18 protein-coding genes and 2 pseudogenes are annotated in these 21,215 nt (G+C 68.5%); 11 read left to right on the top strand and 9 right to left on the bottom strand.

Going from position 1 to position 21,215, the window contains the following annotated elements; genetic code table 11:
• Positions 1-46: 46 nt before the first annotated feature.
• Together ACZ6NZ_RS05655 and ACZ6NZ_RS05650 are read right to left on the bottom strand one after the other, a co-directional pair.
• A complete protein-coding gene (locus ACZ6NZ_RS05655; protein ID WP_465856083.1) occupies positions 47-298 on the bottom strand; it encodes an NUDIX hydrolase in 252 nt (83 codons plus the stop codon).
• 72 nt (positions 299-370) lie between these two features.
• Positions 371-481 (bottom strand): annotated as a pseudogene (locus ACZ6NZ_RS05650) (IS5/IS1182 family transposase); the annotation flags it as partial.
• Positions 482-686: 205 nt separating this feature from the next.
• Between ACZ6NZ_RS05650 and ACZ6NZ_RS05645 the strand changes: the two are divergent.
• Complete coding sequence (locus tag ACZ6NZ_RS05645) at positions 687-1,781, top strand: hypothetical protein (protein ID WP_465856081.1); 1,095 nt, start codon at positions 687-689, stop codon at positions 1,779-1,781.
• 56 nt (positions 1,782-1,837) lie between these two features.
• Here the strand turns inward: ACZ6NZ_RS05645 and ACZ6NZ_RS05640 are convergent, their stop codons facing one another.
• Entirely contained in the window at positions 1,838-3,013 is a 1,176-nt protein-coding gene (locus ACZ6NZ_RS05640; protein ID WP_465856079.1) for a zinc-dependent alcohol dehydrogenase, read from the bottom strand.
• 321 nt (positions 3,014-3,334) lie between these two features.
• On the opposite strand from ACZ6NZ_RS05640, the gene ctaD reads away from it, so the two are divergent.
• On the top strand, positions 3,335-5,287 hold the full coding sequence (gene ctaD / locus ACZ6NZ_RS05635) for an aa3-type cytochrome oxidase subunit I (protein WP_465857379.1): 1,953 nt from the start codon (positions 3,335-3,337) through the stop codon (positions 5,285-5,287).
• A gap of 180 nt (positions 5,288-5,467) precedes the next feature.
• Here the strand turns inward: ctaD and ACZ6NZ_RS05630 are convergent, their stop codons facing one another.
• Both ACZ6NZ_RS05630 and ACZ6NZ_RS05625 read right to left on the bottom strand, forming a co-directional pair.
• Positions 5,468-6,535: an FUSC family protein gene (locus ACZ6NZ_RS05630; protein ID WP_465856077.1), complete on the bottom strand. Its 1,068-nt coding sequence runs from the start codon at positions 6,533-6,535 to the stop codon at positions 5,468-5,470.
• Between the two features lie 1,114 nt (positions 6,536-7,649).
• Positions 7,650-8,309 carry a hypothetical protein gene (locus tag ACZ6NZ_RS05625; RefSeq protein ID WP_465856075.1) on the bottom strand — a complete coding sequence of 220 codons (660 nt, stop codon included), beginning with the start codon at positions 8,307-8,309 and terminating at the stop codon, positions 7,650-7,652.
• 623 nt (positions 8,310-8,932) lie between these two features.
• On the opposite strand from ACZ6NZ_RS05625, the gene ACZ6NZ_RS05620 reads away from it, so the two are divergent.
• The 7 genes and pseudogenes from ACZ6NZ_RS05620 to ACZ6NZ_RS05590 all read left to right on the top strand — a co-directional run bounded on the left by ACZ6NZ_RS05620 (position 8,933) and on the right by ACZ6NZ_RS05590 (position 15,295).
• Positions 8,933-9,835: a GNAT family N-acetyltransferase gene (locus tag ACZ6NZ_RS05620; RefSeq protein WP_465856073.1), complete on the top strand. Its 903-nt coding sequence runs from the start codon at positions 8,933-8,935 to the stop codon at positions 9,833-9,835.
• 298 nt (positions 9,836-10,133) lie between these two features.
• On the top strand, positions 10,134-11,027 hold the full coding sequence (locus tag ACZ6NZ_RS05615; protein ID WP_465856071.1) for an ABC transporter ATP-binding protein: 894 nt from the start codon (positions 10,134-10,136) through the stop codon (positions 11,025-11,027).
• Positions 11,024-12,661, top strand: coding sequence for an ABC transporter permease (locus ACZ6NZ_RS05610; protein ID WP_465856069.1), 1,638 nt, complete (start codon positions 11,024-11,026; stop codon positions 12,659-12,661). The genes ACZ6NZ_RS05615 and ACZ6NZ_RS05610 overlap by 4 nt, the downstream gene beginning before the upstream one ends.
• A 63-nt stretch (positions 12,662-12,724) precedes the next feature.
• Positions 12,725-12,916 (top strand): annotated as a pseudogene (locus ACZ6NZ_RS05605) (transposase); the annotation flags it as partial.
• 128 nt (positions 12,917-13,044) lie between these two features.
• Positions 13,045-13,749: a hypothetical protein gene (locus tag ACZ6NZ_RS05600; protein WP_465856067.1), complete on the top strand. Its 705-nt coding sequence runs from the start codon at positions 13,045-13,047 to the stop codon at positions 13,747-13,749.
• Complete coding sequence (locus ACZ6NZ_RS05595; RefSeq protein ID WP_465856065.1) at positions 13,746-14,111, top strand: winged helix-turn-helix domain-containing protein; 366 nt, start codon at positions 13,746-13,748, stop codon at positions 14,109-14,111. The genes ACZ6NZ_RS05600 and ACZ6NZ_RS05595 overlap by 4 nt, the downstream gene beginning before the upstream one ends.
• Entirely contained in the window at positions 14,108-15,295 is a 1,188-nt protein-coding gene (locus ACZ6NZ_RS05590; protein WP_465856063.1) for an alpha/beta hydrolase family protein, read from the top strand. Before ACZ6NZ_RS05595 ends, ACZ6NZ_RS05590 begins: the two co-directional genes overlap by 4 nt.
• 165 nt (positions 15,296-15,460) lie before the next feature.
• On the opposite strand, the gene ACZ6NZ_RS05585 is transcribed toward ACZ6NZ_RS05590, so the two are convergent.
• From ACZ6NZ_RS05585 to ACZ6NZ_RS05575, 3 genes are all read right to left on the bottom strand, one after another.
• The gene (locus tag ACZ6NZ_RS05585) at positions 15,461-16,090 is read right to left on the bottom strand and encodes a DUF7002 family protein (protein ID WP_465856061.1); all 630 of its coding nucleotides are present in this window, start codon (positions 16,088-16,090) and stop codon (positions 15,461-15,463) included.
• Between the two features lie 676 nt (positions 16,091-16,766).
• On the bottom strand, positions 16,767-17,408 hold the full coding sequence (locus ACZ6NZ_RS05580; protein WP_465856059.1) for a class I SAM-dependent methyltransferase: 642 nt from the start codon (positions 17,406-17,408) through the stop codon (positions 16,767-16,769).
• Positions 17,409-17,411: 3 nt separating this feature from the next.
• Positions 17,412-17,648 carry a 2TM domain-containing protein gene (locus ACZ6NZ_RS05575; protein WP_465856057.1) on the bottom strand — a complete coding sequence of 79 codons (237 nt, stop codon included), beginning with the start codon at positions 17,646-17,648 and terminating at the stop codon, positions 17,412-17,414.
• A 141-nt stretch (positions 17,649-17,789) separates the two neighbouring features.
• Here ACZ6NZ_RS05575 and ACZ6NZ_RS05570 point away from each other — a divergent pair, with 141 nt between their 5' ends.
• Both ACZ6NZ_RS05570 and ACZ6NZ_RS05565 read left to right on the top strand, forming a co-directional pair.
• Entirely contained in the window at positions 17,790-18,587 is a 798-nt protein-coding gene (locus ACZ6NZ_RS05570; RefSeq protein WP_465856055.1) for an alpha/beta fold hydrolase, read from the top strand.
• A 62-nt stretch (positions 18,588-18,649) separates the two neighbouring features.
• A complete protein-coding gene (locus ACZ6NZ_RS05565; protein WP_465856053.1) occupies positions 18,650-19,945 on the top strand; it encodes an MFS transporter in 1,296 nt (431 codons plus the stop codon).
• A gap of 153 nt (positions 19,946-20,098) precedes the next feature.
• On the opposite strand, the gene ACZ6NZ_RS05560 is transcribed toward ACZ6NZ_RS05565, so the two are convergent.
• On the bottom strand, positions 20,099-20,794 hold the full coding sequence (locus ACZ6NZ_RS05560) for an alpha/beta fold hydrolase (RefSeq protein ID WP_465857377.1): 696 nt from the start codon (positions 20,792-20,794) through the stop codon (positions 20,099-20,101).
• Positions 20,795-21,215: the final 421 nt, after the last annotated feature.

Raw genomic sequence — 21,215 nt, 5'->3', positions numbered from 1 at the left:
CGGCAACACTAGGGGTCGGTCGAGCCGGCCACCTGACGACGAATACTCAGCCCTCCTGGGTATTACGAACCCCCGCGGGTCGCCACGAGTTCGGGACGAGGCCGGGTCGGCTCGGGGACCGGCAGTGAGCCTTTTCCTCGGCGACCTCCCGCACCACAGCATCGAACGGATCCTCCGCCTGCTCAACCTCGCCACCCGGAAGGGTCCAGTGGGTGTCCCCCGTCGGCGACACATACCGGGCGAGCAGCACACGCCCCTCGTCAACGCACACGGCATATGCCGCCAGCCGGAAACTCATCCGTGCACCTCCCCACCGGACCCCAGCGAGCCGGCGATGACTTCCGCGTGACCGGCGTTCGGCGACGCCCTTTCATGGTGCGTAGCGATCGGCTTCGACGTGGTGCATGACGAGGATGGCGTGCACGATGGTGGTGAATCGGCGTGGGCAGCAGCGCAGCTGGGCCAGCATCTTCCAGGTTCGAGGGTGAAGATGGCACCTAAGCCCAGCGAATCCGCTGCACCCTTCGGAGCGGTCCTTTAGGCTGCGTGGGCGGCCGCCGCCCAGTTCTACGCAGGCGTCGCATTGCCGCTGTCTGGATCAGTCGGGGCATCCCCCTCTGCGGCCTGCCGGCTACCGGTGAGGAGCAGCGGTGACCCAGAGCGAACGACATCGCCCGGAAGTAGTCGTGGGACTGGTGGCAACCCCACCCGACCAGCCCGCCCGGGTGGCTGCGAGGCTCACTGCGGAGCTCATCGACGGGCTCACCGCACGGGTGAGCCCGGACGTGCGGTGGACCGTCCGAGAAGGCTGGGGGAAGGTGGCGCCCCGTCGCGATGGCGGCGCGGAGGCGCTGCTCGACGATCTTGCCCGGCGGCGCACGGACGATCAGTGGGACGTCGCCATCTGCCTGACCGATCTGCCACTGCATTTTGAGCGGGCGCCGCTGGTCGCTCAGACCTCTGGCCGACGCTACGTCGGGGTAATTTCCCTGCCCGCGCTGGGACTGCGCCAGATGCACTCGGTCCGCGCAGCAGTCCCGGATCTGGTGGGCCAACTGCTGGCCGACGCCGCCGATCACCGAGTGCCGCCGGCACGCCGGGGACCGGCCAAGACGACCCGACATCTTCCCGCTGTCCGTCGGGTGATCGACGGGGCCGACGCCGGTGAGCGGCGCTACGTCGCCTCGGGGCTGATCGGCCGGGCGCGACTGTTGACCGGCATGGTTCGCGCCAACCGTCCTGGACGGGCCCTGCTTGGCCTGTCCAAGCTGTTGGTCGGCGCGTTCGGCACGGCGGCATTCGCGCTCACCACGGACACCATCTGGCAGATGGGTGATGCCCTCGGCGGACTCCGGCTGGCCGTGATCATGGTGCTCGGGTTGGGCGCGTTGGTGGCCTGGTTGATCGTTGGGCACGACCTATGGGAGAAGCCGAGCCGCGAGACACCAGCCGAGCTGGCACGGCTGTTCAATCTGGGTACGATTCTCACCCTCAGTCTGGCCACAGCGGTGTCCTACGTGGTGCTGTTCGTGGGAACGGTGCTCGTCGGGGCGCTGCTGATCGACACGTCCGTGTTCGAGCAGGTTCTGCAGCGGCCGGTGCACACCGGTGACTACTTGACGCTCGCCTGGATCACCAGCTCACTGGCCACCGTCGGCGGCGCGATCGGCTCAGGGCTGGAAAACGAGGAAACCGTCCGGGCCGCCGCATACGGCTACCATCCCGAACCCGGCGGCTGGCAGGACGAGAAGGGCATGGAGCGGTCCAGCGGCGCGAGCTGAGCGGGGCCCACGCCGCCGGGGCCGGGTAGGCGCGACGGGTACTGGCGACGGCATCATCAGTTGGTGGGCTGGAAGACGGCTCGCACGCATCCGTCGAGTTTCTGTTTGAACATCTCGTAGCCGCGCGGCGCTTCGTCCAACGACATGGTGTGTGTCGCGAGATGCTCGGTGATCAGTTCGCCGCGGGCCATCCGCTCCAGCAGCATGGGAATGTAGCGCTGTCCGTGCTGCTGTGCGCCGCGCAGCGTGAGCCCCTTGTTCATCACCGCTCCGAGGGGAAACTTGTCGACCAGGCCGGCGAACACGCCCAGGATGAACACGCTGCCGCCCTTGCGGCAGTTGTAGATCGCCTCCCGGGCGGCGATCGGGCGGTCGGATTCGATGCGCAGTTGTTGCTTGACCTGGTCGTACAGGAATTGCGGACCGCTGCTGTGCGACTCCATTCCCACTGCCTCGATGCACACGTCGGGGCCTCGACCGCCACTGCGCTCCAACAATTCGCCGCTGACGTCCTGCTGCTCGTAGTTCAGCGTCTCGACACCGAGATGTGTCTGCGCCATCTGGAGCCGGTTGTCGAGTCGGTCGATCACGATCACCCGATCGGCACCGAGGAGCACCGACGCCCGAGCCGCCATCTGTCCGACCGCACCGGCGCCCCAGACCGCAACGACATCGCCCGGTTTGACCCCGGCGAGGTCAGCGCCCATCCATCCCGTCGGCGCGGAGTCGGAGGCGAAGAGCGCGCGCTCGTCGCTCACCTCGTCCGGGACGGTGAAGGCACCCTGGTCGGCGTAGGGGACGCGGATGAACTCGGCGTGGCTGCCGGCGAAGCCCCCGAGGGCGTGCGAGTAGCCGTAGCAGCCTCCGGGCGCGGCACCCCAGACGTTCTCGGTGATCATCGGGTTCGTGTTGCCGTTGTCGCACAGCGAGAACTGTTGTTGCTGGCAGTACCAGCACTTGCCGCAGGAGACGAACGAGCAGACGACGACGCGGTTGCCCACTGTGTGGTTACGTACCTGCGAGCCGACCTCGACGACGTCGCCGAGGAACTCGTGCCCGAGGACATCGCCGCGTTCCATGAACGGGATGTACCCGCCGAGCAGGTGCAGATCCGACCCACAGGTCACCGTCCGACGGACCCGTACGATGATGTCCTGCTCGTTGCGGATCTGCGGCTCCGGCACCTGCCGCACCGCGAGCTCGTTGGCTCCCTCCCAGACCAGCGCCTTCACAGCCGTCCCTCCCGTCGACCCTGTGCGGTGGCCACTCGCAGTGGCTTGTTCGTCGGAGTCGGCTCGGTCGTGGGCGGATAGTCCGGATGCAGGACCTCACTAGTCTCGATCAGTTGCTTCGACTCTCGCAGCGCAGCCCGGATCGCCTGTTCCGGATCCCGGCCGGTGACCCGTCGGGCCGCGGCGGCAGCAGGCAGTCGGGCGCCGTCACGCAGCCGTACGGCGATCTCGGTCCCCCGGTCGCCGGGGGCCGGCCGGACCTGGACTTCGACGGCGTCGCCAAGCCCGGCCAGCGGCTCGGGGAACCGGCCGCCCGGGGCGATCCTGGCTCCGGCGGAGTTCGGCGGCTATCCCGGACCGCTGCGTCGCGCAGTGCCCGGCAACGCCCTGCTCAGGCTGCTTGCCACGACCGACGCCAAACAGATCGGCCTGCTCTACCTGATCTCGTCGTTCTTCTTCTTCATCGCCGCGGGCATCGAGGCGCTGCTCATGCGCGGTGAGTTGGCCCGCCCGGGGATGCAGTTCCTCTCCCAGGAGCAGTACAACCAGCTGTTCACCTCCCACGGCACGATCATGATGTTCCTGTTCGCCACCCCACTCGCCTTCGCGTTCGGCAACTACCTCGTGCCCCTGCAGATCGGCGCACCCGACGTCGCCTTCCCCAGGCTGAACGCATTGGCCTACTGGCTGTACCTGTTCGGCGGCCTGATGGTGCTCGGCTCCTTCATCAGCCCGGCAGGTGCCGCAGACTTCGGATGGACGGCCTATCCGCCGCTGAGCCAGGTGGAACACACGCCAGGGGTGGGCGGCAACCTCTGGGTCATCGGGCTGGTGCTCTCGGGCGTCGGCACCATCCTCGGCTCGGTCAACCTGATCACCACCACCCTGACCCTGCGCGCCCCGGGGATGACGATGTGGCGAATGCCGCTGTTCACCTGGGCCATGTTCATCACCGCGTTGATGGCCATCGTGGTGTTCCCGCTGCTGTCGGCGACGCTCCTCGCCCTGCTGTCGGACCGTGTGCTCGACAGCCACATCTACGACGCCGCCAACGGAGGTCCGCTGCTCTACCAGCACCTGTTCTGGTACTTCGGCCATCCCGAGGTCTACATCGTGGCGCTGCCCTTCTTCGGCATCATCAGTGAGGTGCTGCCGGTCTTCTCGCGGAAACCTCTGTTCGGCTACAAGGGCATGGTTCTGGCGCTGTGGGTGATCTTCTTCTACTCCCTGAACGTGTGGGCACACCACATGTTCGCCACCGGCCAGGTCCTCCTTCCCTTCTTCTCGGCGACCACCTTCATCATCGCCGTGCCCACCGGAGTGAAGTTCTTCAACTGGATCGGCACCATGTGGAAGGGGCAACTGACCTTCGAGACCCCGATGCTGTTCGCCATCGGATTCCTCGTCACCTTCCTCTTCGGCGGCCTCACCGGCGTGCTGCTGGCCAGCCCGCCGGTCGACTTCCACGTCCACGACAGTTACTTCGTCGTCGGACACTTCCACTACGTCCTCTTCGGCACCATCGTCTTCGCCGCATTCTCCGGCGTGTACTTCTGGTTTCCGAAGATGACCGGCCGACTGCTCGACGAACGAATCGGCAAGGTCCACTTCTGGACGATGTTCGTCGGTTTCCACACCACCTTCCTGGTCCACCACTGGCTGGGCAACCGCGGAATGCCCCGCCGCTACGCCGACTACCTACCGCAGGACGGCTTCACCACCCTGCACACCATCTCCACCATCGGGTCGTTCGTGCTCGGTGCGTCCACGCTGTTCTTCATCTACAACATCTGGAAATCCTGGCGGTTCGGCGCCGCCGTCACCGTCGACGACCCCTGGGGGTACGGGAACTCCCTGGAATGGGCGACAACCTGCCCACCGCCGCTTCGCAACTTCGACCGCATACCCCGGATCCGCTCCGAACGCCCCGCCTTCGACGCCAAGTACGGCACCCGGGTCGCCGACCTCGGCCGTGACCTGCCGCAACGCGCCGCCAAACCCCCACAGAGCGTCAGCGAGGAGCTGCACCGCGAGACACACGCGCCGGAGTCGCCCCGTGTCGAAGGCGCCCGCGGCGGTGGGGGCCTGGCCGGCGACCAGCAGATCCCGCAGTCCGGTGCCCGCCCCATCGAGGTACCGGACCCGGAGCAGGCCCGACGACCGAGCTTCGAGCCGACCAGGGAGGCCGACGAGAACCCGCTGGACTCACAGCGGGGAGAGGAAGCCCCGCCGCGGTGGCGCCACCCCGGCGATGGGGACGGCGAGAGAAGATGAGGAGTCGGGTCGCCATCGCCCCCCGACTCCCCACCGACCAGCACCCCGTCCGCCGCGTCGCGTGGGTGTCGTTTCCTCGATGAGCGGCCTCCGGGTCAGGCATTGGCAGACGGCCAGGCTGCTGCGCAGCTGCAGTCCGCGAACAAGTCCTGTGCCGCCAGGGGCATCCCCTCTGCCAACTCAGGCGCTCTCGCCGTAACGTTCCCGAGTCAGCCGGTTGGCCGTCTCCGGATCGAGACCGCTGGCGCGAAGCAGGTCACTCGCCGCGACCCGCGTCTGGGTGACCAGGGTCTGACTGAACCGGCCGGTGGCAACGTCGCCGGCTCTGCGAGCGCTGTGCATCGCCGCCAGGGCTGTCGCCCGCGCCCGCTGCGGATCACGGCCCGATACGCGTTCGGCTCGAAGGTGCTCGTTGGCGTCGGCCAGTTGCCTGAGTGTCGTGGTCAGCTCAGCCGGAACCACCTCGTCGTACTGCACCACGGTCGCGGAGGTACGCGCCAGATCCTGTGCGTCGCCAATCAGGCGTTGAGCATGCTCAGCGAAGTGGGCGAACTGTTCCACATCGTCTCGCCTGAGCCATCTCACCGGCGCCAGACTCACCACCTCCTTCGCCCCGTCAAGCGCCTGCGACAATCGTGCGAGATCGGGTCCCGAGTCCCGCAGGCGCTGCAGGGACGCCGTCGCCTGCTCCGCGTCACGCTCGTTCAGAGCGGTCGCGATGGTGCGTAGTTCTGCACTGACCAACTGGACGATCGGCGTGGCCGCCCGGTCAAGAACACGCATCGGGTTGACCGGAAACAGGAGCGTGACCACCACCAACCCCACCGCCCCACCGATGACGGCATCCAGGATCCTTGGCCACTCGAGGTCGGGATCCACCGGCGACAGGGTCGCGATCACGACAGCCGAAGCACCCGCGTGGGCCACGGTCGCGCCGCTGCCACCGGAAAGGATCAACGCGAACGCGATCGCGATCCCCACCGCAAGACCGATCTGCACCGGTCCCGGGCCCACGGTATAGAGCAGAGCATCCCCGATGAGGATTCCGATCACCACGCCAACCAGCGTCTGGACGGTTCGACGGACCCGCTGGCCGATTGCCGCGACGATCGTCCCGACCGCCGCGGACGGAGCGAAAACCGGCGCAGGGATGCCCAACACGTCGTGCCCGATAAACCAGGACAACGCCGCGGCCAGTGCCGCCTGCACCGTGATCACCAGGATGACGTTCGTCAGACGCAGCCGCACCCGCCAACCCTGACGCCCACGCTGGCGAGCCCGCTGTGCCGCCTCCCGCACCTCGGCCGCAACAGCGTCGACACCGGAGGGCGGATCGGGCGAAGGTTCCTGGGCACCACGCATGGGGGTAGCTACCCGAAGCAGCGACAAACAAGTCAGCAACCAGTGCCATCGGGGTCGCTGGTGGTGTGGCACAACAGCTGTAGCCGGCCGGACCGGTTACGGGCCTGGGTGATACACCCCTTAACCCGACAACGGAGATCCGTCGAACTCGAACAGCTCGACGTCCTTCCCCCGAAGCCGTCCCGCTCGAAGCATGGGCGCCGAGGCATGGGGTATCCGCCCTGACATGGGCAGTCAACAGCGTAACAAGCATGACAGCGGCGGCGAGTCGGCGCGGGGCCGCCGGCACCCGGGCAGCGGCGCACGGGGTCGGCAGGGGGCCACGGTGGAGCACTCGCCGAACCAGCGGCACGAGCGCACCGCGACCGGATCAGCCGGCACCGAGCGCGACCACAGCCGGTCGAAGGCGGCCCGGGACGGGCGGGTAAACCGCCAGGGTACGGCCTGATCCTCGATCAGCCTCCTCCCCGCGCCGCGACCCACGTGTCGGCCGATGCGTTTCCACATCAGGTCGTAGCGCCGGTAAGAGGCGGGGTGGCCATTGCGGTAGAGCACCAGCGCATCGGTCGGTGCGACGGCGCCGCGGGCGCGGGCTTGATCGTCCAGTCGACTGGCGAGCATCGGTGTCGTGGGTTGCCCGCGTCGCGTGCCGCCCTTCTCGCGCAGCCGGATGAGCGCGTGGTCGGCGTCCAGGTCGGTCAGGCACCCGCAGGCGCGCAGGCCCTTCGGTGAGCCGACGCCTGGTCCCATCGGTGATGTTTCCGGCCACAGTGATCGAAACCTCCGAGGTGGTAGCGGTGCAGGCGCAGGTGCCGCCCCACATGCCCTTCGGGACCATGCCGGGTCCGACGAACTGTGTCGACGAGCTCGACCGGACCCGCCCGCTGCTCGGCGAGGTCGACTCTCGGGCGGTCGGGCACCTGGTGGAGGTAGACGGAGTGGCAGGCTGCCCTCACCGACGCCCTGACCCGGATCCACCTGCCTGCCCCCGCAGAGGCGGTCAGTTCGACCGAGGGTTGTACTGCGACCACAGGAGGGAAGCGGCGCCGCCAGCGCTCAGGTCTTCCCAGATCGCTTCCCTGTCGAACTCGCCGTCGACGATAAGCCCGGGGCGCAGTGCGTCCGCATAGCTGGCGACAGGATGCGACCCGACGAAGGCGCTCGGTTCGCCGACGGCGACGCCGTCCAGCGACCGACGAAAATCCATGACGAAGGCGTCGAGTACCAACGCGATCGGAGTGTGCGTACGACCGTGGACAACGAGCCGGCCGCCGGGCTCGTCGCAGTCGCCGAGCACGCCCTCTTCTGCCACCAGACTCCCGCCGATGACGAGTTCCGGCCCTGCGGTGACTCCGCCGAGCGTCACCGCCCGGGCCTCCACATTGCCACAGACCAGGAAGAACGAGGAGCGGTCGTCGGTCACCCAGGTCAGCTCGCCGACCTGGGTCAGGTCGCCGTCGATGATGACGTGGTACGGCGGCCGGGTGAAGTCGAACGCCGACATCAGGTCCCCGTCGACCGTCCAATCGCCCTCGAACAGCCGAATCTCCTGCTGGTCGGCAGGGTCGGCGTAGGGATAACCAACATGTGCAGACAACGAGAACCGCCGCTCGGCCTCACCGGGATCGATCAACCGATACGCCTCGTCGTCCCACTCCATAGATGGCACCCTAACCCCGATGATGCGTGCCGGCGTGGCCCGCTCGGTGGTTCCGGCCGAGGTGCGGGCCGGTGCCGGGTCTAGCGTTCCAGGAAGTACGGCACTCGGATCACCACCGAAGCGGTCGTCGCTGGGGTGACGGGCCGTCTTCGCGACCCGGACACCGTGCTGCTCGGTCGTCGCGACCGGCGGAGGCGGCTGCGATGTGTTGACCGGACTACGAAGCTCGGGCCTGCTGGCCTCGATCGGTATGCGGTGCCGGTCCAAGGACTCCAGGTCAGCCTCGACGCCGCCGAGGCCAAACTGAGCGCGCTGATCACCGGGCCACACGGGTCGGACCAATCGATTTGGGCATCCCCACCATCAGCGGCGGCACCCGACAGAGGTAGAGCGGATTCGCCAAGCCTTAGGCCACGACCCGACCGTCAGGGATCTAGATGCGCCGATACGCCTTCATTATCGCCGTTGTGATCGATTCGATCATGCTGCTAACCTTCGCCGGCGCCCTCGATTGGACGAAGGAGGTGGGAACCGTGGCCACGATGACAGTCACGTGCTCCCACCCGACTGCGAGGGCGTCGAGGATCTGAACGGGAGCACATCGCTACCCGAAAGGAACCCACATGACCGACCTGGTCATCCGCCCCCTCACCGCAGGCGAGGAAGATCTCTTCGAATCCCTGCCCGACCCCGGGCTCGTCGGGTTCGCCGCGTTCGGCGACACCTACACCGACATGGCCGCAGCCGGCCAGTACCGCCCGGAGTGGACCTGGGTCGCCCTGCGTGACGGCGTGGTGGTCGCTCGTGCCGCCTGGTGGGCCGGCCCTGAAGACGACAAACCGCTGGCCCTGGACTGGTTCGACTTCACCGACCAAGCCGCCGCAGTGCAGTTACTGCGCACGGCGCCGCTCCACGCCGAGTACTCCCTGCTGCTGCCCACCGGCTGGCGCGAGGACCCCACGGTCCGGCAACAGGCCCAGTCCCGCATCGACGCGGCCAAGACCGCTGGCCTGTCACCGCTGGTCAAGCGTTACCGATACCGATGGACGCCGGACTGCGGAGTGCCCCAACGCCCGGGCCGCCTCGAATTTCGGCCCGAGCCCGATGACGCAGCAATCCTCGACATCTTCCGCCGGATACACCAGGGCAGTCTCGACGCCCACGCACGCCGCACCATCGCCAACTCCGGGCTGGACGCGGCCGCCCAGGAATCACTGGACTACCTACGCTGGAAGCCGAGCCCACGCGACTGGTGGCGCCTGGCCTACACCCCCGCCGGGGAACTGGTCGGCCTCAGCGTCCCCAGCCGCAACTACGGCGACCCGGTCATCGGCTACATCGCAGTCGTGCCCGAGCACCGCGGCCATGGATACGCCTACGACCTACTCGTCGAGGCCACCCACATGCTCGCCGACGAGGGCGCAGACCGCATCGTGGCTGCCACCGACCAGACCAACGTCGCGATGGCCGCCACCTTCGCCAAGGCCGGCTACCCAATCGCCCAGGAACGCATCGACCTGATCTGACCGGGAAGACCGACCAGACCACCATTGACCAATGTTGTGAGCGGTGTGGAGGGCAGGGCCAACTCGCCCTCCACACCCAACTCGATGTCAAGAAGCAAGCGCATCGCGGCCCGGCCCACTACACGTCGCCCTATTCCCTGGTTCGGAATATTCCTGGTACTACCGGTTCAGCTACTCCTGACGAGCTGACCGTGGCAGGGCTTCCTGTCGATGCGGGCGGGGAGTACGGTGACCCCCAGGTGTGCCGGGAAGTCTGGTCGGCGGTCATTGAATCACGCCGACCGAAAGGCCCCCTGCGATGACCGATCTCGCGCTGCGCGCTGTCGACCTCACCAAACGGTACGGCCACCTGACCGCTCTCGATGCGTTGAACCTGGACGTCATTCCCGGTGAGGTGTTCGGGTTCCTCGGTCCTAACGGTGCCGGCAAGTCGACCACCATCCGCCTTCTGCTCGGCCTTGCCCGGCCCACCGCCGGGCGGGCCGAGGTGTTCGGCGTCGACGCCGCCGACGTCGCCCGCGCGCACCGGCACCTTGCGTACGTGCCGGCCGATGTGGCGTTGTGGCCGCAACTGACCGGTGCCGAGATCTTGCACCTGCAAGCCCGCACCGGCCCGGGAACGGACCTGGCCTACCGCGACGACCTCGTCGAACGCTTTGCCCTCGACCCGTCGAAACCGGCTCGCACCTACTCGACGGGCAACCGGCAGAAGGTCGCCCTGATCGCCGCGTTCGCCACCCGGGCCCGGCTGCTGGTGCTCGACGAGCCGACCAGCGGCCTGGACCCCCTGATGGAACGGGAGTTCCGCACGGCGGTCCGGCAGGCCCGCGACCGGGGGCAGAGCGTCTTCCTGAGTTCCCACCAACTCGCCGAGGTCGAAGCGGTCTGCGATCGGGTCGCCATCCTGCGCGCCGGCCGGCTCGCCGCGGTCTCGACGATCAGCGACCTGCGGGACCTGCACCGCGCCGAAGTGACGATCACCTACACCGGCATCGCACCGGACCTGAGCGTGATCCCCGGCGTCGAGGCGCTGGAACCGGCCGGCGAGCGACGGCTGCGGTTCACCCTGACCGGCGAGCCCGGCCCCGCTCTGCGGGCGCTCGCCGCCGCGCAGGTCACCGCCCTGAGCATGCGGGAGCCGAGCCTGGAGGAAATCTTCCTCGACTACTACGGGGCGGAGGCGGCCCGATGAGCCTCGACACCCTCCCCGCCCCGGCCAACCCCCACCCGGCAGCGGATCCCGCGCCGGGCCGGGCTGTCACCTGGTTGGCCATCCGTCAGGTGCGACGCGGTGCACTGATCATTATCGGCCTGGCTGCCGGGATGACCGCGCTGGTCGCCGCCAGCTACGCACAGGTGATGGCCGACCCGGAGGCAGCCGGCAGCCTGCGGGCTCTGGCCGGCAACCCGGCGATCCGCACGCTGTTCGGCGCCCCGGTCGGCCTCGACACCGCGGGCGGATTCACCGTCTGGCGAGTCGGCACCGTCATCGCGGTCCTGCTCGGCGCCTGGTCGATCCTGACCACCACACGAATCACCCGCGGCGAGGAGGACGCCGGGCGCTGGGACCTGCTGCTGTCCAGCCGTCTTGCGGCACCGGCCGTCCTGCTGCGCCACCTGGCCCCCGTGATGGCGGTCAGCGTGGCCACCGCCACCGCCATCACGGCCGTCCTGCTGCTGTCCGGCACCGAAGCGGCAGGCGCCCTCCTGCACGGTGCCGGGACAGGCATGCTCGGGATGTTCCTCACCGCGGTCGCCGCACTGGCGGCCCAAATCTTCCCCGCCCGGTCGCCGGCCACCGGCGCAGCCGTGGCGGTGCTGGGCTGCGGCCTGCTGACCCGGATGACCGGCGACGGGGTCACCGCACTCGGCTGGCTGCACTGGCTCTCACCGTTCGGGCTGCTGACCCTCAGTGGCCCCTACGTCCACAACCGTGTCCTGCCGCTGCTCCTGCTCGCCGCCGCCACCGCCCTCATCACCGTGCTGGCCCTGACCGCGGCCCGCCGCCGCGACGTTCACGATGGTCTGATCCTCGCGGCGTCCGGACGGCAGCCGCGAACCCTGCTGCTGGCCAGCACGGAAACGTTCGCGGTACGCCGGGCATCGCGGCCGCTGACCGGCTGGCTGATCGGTATCGGCGCTTACTACCTGCTGATCGGGTTGACCGCGGTGTCGGTCACCGAATTCCTGCGCGACAATCCGGCCCTGGCCGAGGGGGCCTCCCAGGCCGGCTTCGACGGGTTGGGCAGCATCAGCGGATTCACCGCGACCCTGTTCGCGATCCTCGCCATGCCCGTCGGTGGCTTCGCCACCGTCCGGATGGCCGCCTTCGTGACCGCCGAGACCGACCGGCGACTGACTTTGCTCGCGAGTCAACCGATCACCCGGACCCGGCTGATCGGCACCGAGCTAGCGGTCACCGCCGTTGCCGCGGCGGTGCTGGTCACCGGCGGCGGTCTGGCGACCTGGCTCGGGGTAACCGCCATCGGCGGCGATCTGGCCGCGGGCGCCGCACTGCGCGGCACCTGGAACATCCTTCCGCTCGTACTGCTCAGCCTCGGCGCAGCGGTGTTCGCGGTTGGTTGGATACCACGTTGGACGATGGTCCTCGGCGGCCTTCCCACCACCGGCGGGTTCCTGGTGCTCGTCGTCGTCGACAGCGTCACGGCGCCGGACTGGGTACGCGACATCTCCCCGTTCGCTCACCTCGCGCCCGTACCACTCACCGAGGCCAGCCTGACGGCCCCAGCGGTCATGCTGGCCATAGCAACACTCCTGACCGTGCTCGGCGTGGCCGGCTACCACCGCCGAGACCTGCGTTCCTAGCGCAGATCGCCTCCGCTAGGTAGGGCTGCCAGGCAGGGCTTGGTCTCGGTCACCGGGCCGCTCGTGCGGCCCCGCACGGGGGTGCAGACGTGCATCATCCGTCTGATTCGCAACACGTTCCGGCTCGCCTCCCGCAAGTACTGAGACGCGCTCAAGCACGACATCAAGCCGATCTGCACGGCCGTCGACGCGCAAGCTGCCAGGGCCGCGTTTGACGACGTCGCCGACAAGTGGGGCGACCGGTATCCGGCGGTGGGACAACGCCTGAGCCGAGATCATCCCGTTCGTGGAACGCCGCTAGCGGCGGAGTCTGCTGTGCGGGACGCGATACTCGTACGCGGTCGGCACTATCGCCAATAAGTTTGTTGTGGAAACCTGTTGGCATGACTTCTAATGCGGTTCCCGCCGACGGCGATCCCCGCCGGCTCCTCGCTGAGGCGCGCGGCCTGGCGCGCCGAGTACGTCTGACCCAGCGGGTGACGTGGCTGCCGCTGCTGGTGCTGGCCGTCGTGACCTTCGGCGCGATTCCCGTTTCCGGCTGGGGCCCCACAGTCACCAGCGACTGCCGCGCAATGGACGGCGCTCAGGTGTGCAAAGTCTGGGAACCAGCCCCGCAGCTCTACTGGCTGGCGGCGCTGCTCCTGGCGTACGTGGTGATCTCCCGCGGGTACCTGCGCGTCGCCCGGGCCCGCGGAGTGGACGCCCGGGTGCGACCGTACGTGCTCACCGGTGTCGCGCTCACGGTCGTGCTGTTCACCGCCCTCGCAGCGGGCACCGGGGCGTGGATCGTCCCCGACCCGCAGCTCCTCGACCCGTCCACCTCCGTCCAGGTCCTGTTCCGGCTGCTCACCCCGACCGGCGGGATCGGGCTCGCACTGCTGGTGCTGGCCTGGCTGGAACGGCACCCCGCGCTGCTGCTGTTCGCCGTCGGTTACCTGACGGTGGTGCTCGTGCCGATCACCTTCGGTTGGGCAGTCCACTGGGGCGGCCGTTGGCAGTTCGCGCCCATGCTGGTCATCAGCGGCGGACTGCTGCTGCTGGGCAGCGCCGGCTTCGCGCTCGCCCAGCGGCTGCGGCGAGCCCGATGACCGACCCCGACGACACCCCAGCACAGGACGGGACCGCGCCCGCGCATCCGGTCACAGACCTCGACGACGTGGTGCACCAGCGGGTCCGGCTCGGCATCCTCACCATCGCGCACGAGGCCCGCCGGGTCGAGTTCGGCTTCCTGCGCACCCAGCTCGAACTGACCGCCGGCAACCTGTCCAAGCACCTGAGCGTGCTGGAGACGGCCGGCCTGATCGGGGTCGAGAAGGGCTACGAGGGTCGGCGCGGCCGTACCTGGATCACGCTGACCCCCGCCGGCAGTGCGGCGCTCGCCGCGGAGGTCAGGCGTCTGAAGATGCTCATCGCACGAGTCGAGAACACCGACCTCCCGGAGGATCCATGACCACCGCACTGAACCGCCGACGACTACTCGCAGCCGCGCTCGTCACCGGAGTCGCCGTGCCGCTCGGTGGCGCCGGCCGGGGGTGGGCTGCCCCGGTGAAGGCCGCGTCCGGCCCGCCCCGACTCACGCTGCCCCCGCCCACCGGGCCGCACCCCGTGGGCACCGTGGCGCTGCACCTTGTGGACAGGTCACGCCCGGATCCCGTCGCCGGTCCGGGGCGCTACCGCGAACTGATGGCCAGCGTCTGGTACCCCGCCACGCGGGACGCTCGGCACCATCCGCGGACGCCGTGGATGCCCGCCGCGCCGACGCGCGCGCTGCTCTCGGCCAGCAACTTCGACGCCGACATCGCGGCGGCGCCCCTCACGGCCGGCCACGAGGGAGCTCCGGCATTGCGGACACCTCGGGAGCTGCCCGTGATCGTGTTCTCCCACGGCAACAACGGTCACCGATCCGAGACCACCATCGTGGTCCAGGAACTCGCCAGCCACGGCTACGCCGTGGTCACGGTGGATCACACGTACGACGCGTACGGCGAATCTCCCGACGGCCGCCTCACCGTCCCCGCCGATTTGCCGTTCGCGCCATGGGACTCCGCCCACGACGTCCGGTTCGTCCTCGACCGCGTGGAGGACCTCGCCGCCGGCCGCAACCCAGATGCCGAGTGCCGTGCCCTGCCGGCCGGCCTGGGCTCGGCACTCGACCTGCGTCGCGTCGGCATGTTCGGCTGGTCGAAGGGCGCCACCGCGACCGCGCTCGTCATGAACACCGATCGGCGCGTGCGGGCCGGGGTGAGTTTCGACGGCCCGATGGAATCGGCCCCACCGGCCACCGACCTGGTCCGGCCGTTCATGCTTTTGACTGCGGAGTACACCCGGGCCCCCGAATCGAGCGTCGCCGAGTTCTGGTCACACCTGCGCGGATGGCGGCTCAACGTGCACGCCGAGGGCGCGGCCCACGGGTCGTACTGCGACCTCCAGTGGCTGATCCCGCAACTGGCAACGATCATCGGCATGCCCGACGAGGCCCTCGCCGGCTGGATCGGCACCCTCGACCCGACCCGGGCGGTGCGGATCCAGCAGGCCTACCCACGCGCGTTCTTCGACCTGCACCTACGCCACCAGCCGCAGCGTCTGCTCAGCGGCCCGAACCCGGCCTTCCCGGAGGTGCGGTTCATCGCCTGACCCACGCCGACCTGGCACCGGGTCTAGAGCGGGCGCTTGGGGATTGACGCTGAATCGGAGTTGACGGCGGGCAACGCTACTCCGTCGAGCGCGGGCGGACGATGCACCCGCAGGGCCAACCCCTGAGAGCATCGCCACCGTGTGGCTGGGAGGAGTGGAGACTCCTTAGCTGGCGCCTTCGATCTTGTTTGTCAGGTCGAGGATGTCAGGGACGGCATCCAAGACGGTGACCTCGACAAGGGCACCATCGCGGCCGAACCGGCGGCGGTACTCGTCGTAGGGGTAGTCGGCGATCGGCACCCAGGATTGGTGTCCTCGCGTGGGATGGTTCTTCTGCGTCACCGCGCCAGAGTTGAGCCGGCAGAGTTCGATTCGTGAGCCGTGTCGCTCGACGAGAGCGCGGGTATCGACGTGCAGGACGACTTGGTCCTCGGTGCGGTACTCCCTTGCTTGACGGAGCCGGTCCAGTCGCTCTGCACTGGCCCAGAAGAAGACCCGAGAGTTGATGGCGGCGAGGTACTCGATCAGCGAGGAGTCAGGATCGATCTTCTCGGCGATGAATTTCATCGGCTTCTGATCGCGGATCACGGCCGGGGGCAGGCCGGGCGCGCGCAGAACGGTGGGCTGCTTGCGAGGTGCACTCAGGAGTCGCTCACGCTCGCTGGTGTCGAGGCCGAACAGATCGATCAGTTGCTGCGTGGACAGCAGGCCATGTTGTTGCACCGATGGCCAAGCAGTCGCCGACATCGTGTGGAAGACCTGCGGATGGCGCGCGATCAGTTCCTCGACGTTCATGCCTGTCATGATGCCGAACGTCAACCAGTACGGACATCAGCGATCCGGTCGGCATCCTCCCATCACCCGGTACGTCTATCCCGATGCCATGGACGAATATGACTGGTCGATGACCGAGTCCAAAGGGCTGGATCGAAATTACGGTCCTTGGGCCGGTGGCGAGAAAGCGATCACTTGCACGAGGACCTTTCCGCAATCGCTCACAAGCACGCGATAACGGACGTTGCGCTCGGCTTCGGTCACAAACTCCAGTGGCTCGCTGTGCGCGACGGGGGCGCCGACGCCGTCTCTGCCGCGCTGAACCTTAGCCCGTCTCACTCCAGCCACTTGGCGCGATGCGGGGTCAGCGCCGAGTATGACGAGCACGGCAACTGGCTTCTTACACCGCGGCTCGACCGATAGGCGCTCGCCGCTTCCCCGCGCTCCCGAGAACGACCGGTTCGCCGCTTGGCTGGCGGCGCTGAGCCGTGTACTGGGTGAGGTGCAGTACTTCGGGACTCATCGTGCCGTCGACTATCACGGTTGGGGGCGCGCCAGAGACGGCGTTGCGGAAAGCGTATTCGCCTACCTCGGCGAAGGCGGCGGGGTGCTGTTCGACGGAGGCGAGCGCACGATCGAAGAGCACACGCTTGGGGTTGTGCACCCCATCCAGTCGACCCAGCCGAGACGACGTACGTCAGGCAGCGCCCCCCAGGTGGGGCACCGAGTCCGGCCACTGGGACGTCCGCTGACTGTCGGACGACGCCGGCTGGGGCCGACGGCAGTAGTAGACCATCGCGGGCGGGAGGTTCGCCCACGTCGTCCGGCTCAGGACGACCTCGTCGAACAGCGACCGTACGGATCGCAGCAGGCTCCGCGCGGATGCGACCCACCGCGCGTGCACGTAGGCGAATGTGGTGAACACGCCGTGCGGCGGCAGCGTGGCCACCACCGAGGACAGCACGTCGCGTTGAAGATCCTCGCCGAACGCCGCCCACGGAAGGCCGCTGACCATGACGTCGGCCCGCCTGAGCCCACGCCGCGCCAGCACCGCCGGAAGGTCCCTGGCGTCGGCGTTCACCACGTCGACCGCCGGGTGCCGCGCGGCCAGTCTCCGCGCGAACCGCGGATTGATCTCCACAGCGATGTGCCGGCCGCGGCCATCCAGGCGCTGCTGGATGGCCGCCGTGAAAGCGCCAGTACCGGGTCCGAGCTCCACGACGACCGGAGAACCGGTCCGGGGCACCGCCAGCGTGACCATCCGGGCCAGCCCCGGGCTGCTCGGCGCGATCGCGCCAACCGTGAAGGGGTCGCGGACGAACTCCAGGAGAAAGGACACGGCTCAACGCCACTGACGGGGTTGCCCCGATTGGTTCGTTGCGGCCAGGAACCTCTTCGCCGCCCAGTAGTGGAATGCCAACCCCACACCCCAGGCGACAATCGACCAAACCGGCCAGAAGAAGTGATCCGGTGTGACGAGCCACCACACCACGACCTGGGCCGCATTGGCGATTACGTAGTAGAGAAGGTGGAGGCGCAGTCCCCACCGCATCGCCGTCGCGCTCTTCAAGGACGTCATGCCAGCAGATTAGGTTGACGGACTTGACAGGGACGGAATTGGATGACCGCCGAACCTCCGGCTTCGTTCCGCGCCCGTCAAGTAGCCGAATCTAGGCTGACCCACAATGACGACCGAGCACAATTTGGAGAGGCTTCCCCAATGACGACAACTCGTCGAACGTTGTTGGCCGGTTCCGTTGCCGCCGCTGCCGGCGCCGCCCTCGGGGCACCCGCCGCGCAGGCGCACCCGCGACCCGACAACCAGCCCAAACCCACGGTGGTGCTCGTACACGGCGCCTTCGCCGACGCCTCCGGCTGGAACGACGTGGCGACCCGGCTCATCCGCGACGGGCACCCGGTCATCGCTCCGGCGAACCCGCTGCGAAGCGTGGCCTCCGACTCGGCCTACCTGGCCAGCATTCTCGCCACCCTCGACGGGCCGGTCGTTCTCGCGGCGCACTCCTACGGCGGAATCGTCGCCACGAACGCCGCGACCGGCAATCCGAACGTGAAGGCATTGGTCTATGTTGCCGCGTTCGCGCCGGACCAGGGCGAGACACTGCTCGGCCTTCAGACGACGTACCCGGGCAGCAAGCTCAACGAGGCGGCGTTGGACTTCCGCCCGTACGATGAGGGCCTCGTCGACGGCTACATCAAGCGGCATTTCTTCCGAGAGGTGTTCGCCGGCGACGTACCAAGAGCGACGACGGATCTGATGTGGGCCGGCCAGCGACCCGCTGACGCCCGGACCCTCGGAGAGCCGTCCGGCGCCCCGGCCTGGAAGACCATTCCATCCTGGTATCTCGTTGCCCGCAACGATCAGGTGCTGCCCGCCGCGGCACAGCGATTCATGGCCCACCGCGCCGGCGCACAGGTGCGGGAGGTCGCCGCGTCGCACGTCGCCATGATCTCGCAGCCGGCCGCCACGGCCGACCTCATCACGCGCGCCGCGCGCTGACCGGATCTGAACCCACATCAGCCCGGGCATCGCACGGCTGAACTTCCACGAAGGACGAAACGTTGCACCAGCATGCCTACGAAGGCCAGTGCGCAGTCGAGGAGACCCGGCGCGCCTCGACGAAGCCAACCATCAGATACCCGAGACTGACGTTGCTGGCCCTGGCCCTGGGCACCTTCGCGATCGGCACCGGTGAGTTCGGCAGCAACGGCATCATCCAGCTCTTCGCATCCGACCTGGACGTGTCGATCCCGGTCGCCACGTATGCGATCACCGCGTACGCGTTCGGGGTGGTGATCGGCTCACCGGCGATCATTCTGCTCGCCGCCCGAGCGAACCGCCGCACCCTGCTGATCGGCCTGATCGCGCTCTTCCTGGTCGGCAACAGCCTCTCCGCGCTGGCGCCGAACATCGAGTTGCTGGTCGTCTTCCGATTCATCGCCGGCAGCGTGCAGGGCGCGTTCTTCGGTGCCGGTGCCGTCGTCGCCGCCTACGTCTACGGACCGGGCAAGGGGGGCAAGGCGTTCGCCACCGTCATGGGCGGTCTCACCATCGCCACCATCGCCGGGTCCCCGCTGGGCACTCTCATCGGTCAGAGCGCGAGCTGGCGCGCCATGTACTGGACGGTCGTCGCCGTCGGTCTGCTCGCCGGCCTCGCCCTGGTCGCCTGGCTGCCGCGCACCGACGAACTGCGAGGCAGCTCGGTCGCGAACGAGTTGAGGGCGCTGGGTCGGGGAAGCGTCTGGCTGATGGTCGCCGTCGCGGCGCTCGGGATCTCCAGCATCTTCGCCGTCTACACGTTCATCGGCCCGTTCGTCACCGACGCGGCGCAGCGGGACGCCTCGGTCATCCCGCTCGCGCTGGCTGTCTTCGGCCTCGGCATGGCGGTCGGCAACCACCTCGGCGGCCGCACCGCCGACCGCTCCGAGAACCGCGGCTTGACCTGGGGCTACGGCGGAGTCCTGGTACTTCTCGTGCTGATCGGTACGGCCGGTGGCAAGCTGTCGGTCCTGCTGCCGTGCCTGTTCGGCGTCGGCGCGACCATGATGTACGCGATCCCCACCATCCAGGTGCGGCTGAACGGTTTCGCGCCAGACGCCCCGACACTGATGGGCGCGCTCAACCTCGCCGCCCTCAACGTGGCCAACTCTCTCGGCGCGATCGGCGGCGCGGTCACCCTGAACGCCGGGTGGGGGACCCTGTCCACCGTGTGGGCCGGCTTCGTCCTCACGGCCGCGGGTCTGCTCCTGTACGTCTGGACTGTCGCCCGGCGCAGGCCGGCAGGGGTCCCACCGGCCCTGGCGAGCGAGACCGTTCGGCGGCAGCCTCGACAGAGGATCGGATCGCGTTCGGCGTGACGCCCGAAGGCCCGGCCCCGCGGGGCCGGGCCTCGACGTGTCTGGACCGTGCCGGTGGTGTGGGGCGAGTACGGGCTCGCGGCGAACGACTGCCCGGTGGCCGGCCTGAGCAGGTTGTCGAACGTCCGTCCCTGGCCAGCTCACGGGGGTCGGTCAGCGTGCGGTTTCGTGGGCCGCCTGCTCGATGAGGGCGACCGTGGTATCCGGGTGCGAGACGAAGACCAGGTGCGAGGCGTCGTCGACGATCCGCACCGTCGATCCGGCGCGCTTCGCCATGAACTCCTGCGCCTGCCGCGGAATGATCATGTCTGCGCCGCTGATGAGGGTGAAGGCCGGGATGGTTGTCCACGCCTGCGGCCCGGCTACCGGCTCACCGAACGCCGCCGCGGCGGCCGGGCGCTGCGTGATCGCGTACATCGTCGCGTCCTCGACCGGCACGTCGGCCGCGAACCGGGCGTGGTAGACCGCCGGGTCGATGTACAGGTCGACCTGCCCGCCCGTAAGCGGTACCGCCTTCAGGGACTTGTTGACGGTGCTACCGGGGAATGTGGTGACCAGCTGTCCGACCGCCTCGCCAGCGTCCGGGATGAACGCCGCCAGGTAGACGAGCGCCCGTACCTGGTCGCTGCCGGCGGCCGCCGTGGAGATGCCAGCGCCGCCGTACGAGTGGCCGACCAGCACGACCGGCCCGACGATGCTGCCGAGCAGCGATGTAACGGCAGCCGCGTCCGAGGCCACACCGCGCAGCGGATTCGGCGCGGTGACGACGGGATAGCCGTCGGCCAGCAGCCTCCGGATCACCGCGTCAAAGCCGCTGCTGTCGGCGAACGCACCATGTACGAGGACGATTGTCGGCTTGTTTTCCAGACCACCCTGGGATTCCTTTCTCGGTCTTCGTTCTGACGAATCCGAAACTACGGTCCGGGGCTGGACAGGGACTGAACCTGTGAGACGCGGACTCATCGGGATCGGGGCCGGCGGACGGACAATCGCGTGTCGGGTCGCGTTCTTCGGGCCGGGAAGCGACGGACGTGTACGAGGCATAATCTTCGACCCTGCCCACCGGCGTCGGGGAATCCGTGAAATCGGCCGACGTCGGCCCGCCCAAAGGACACCTCCACCTCGACACGCCGTCGCAGATTGAGCATCCGCGTGGTGAGCATCCGAAGAGCTCCGCACAACCAGTCGACCACCGTCACAAGATGTGGTCGATCGGCCAGCCGTGTCTCGCCGTCGCGTTCGACGGTCCGTTCAACGGGGCCACAAAGAT

The organism is Micromonospora sp. NPDC047756 (genome assembly GCF_055587245.1).
This window is presented reverse-complemented; position numbering and strand designations above follow the sequence as displayed.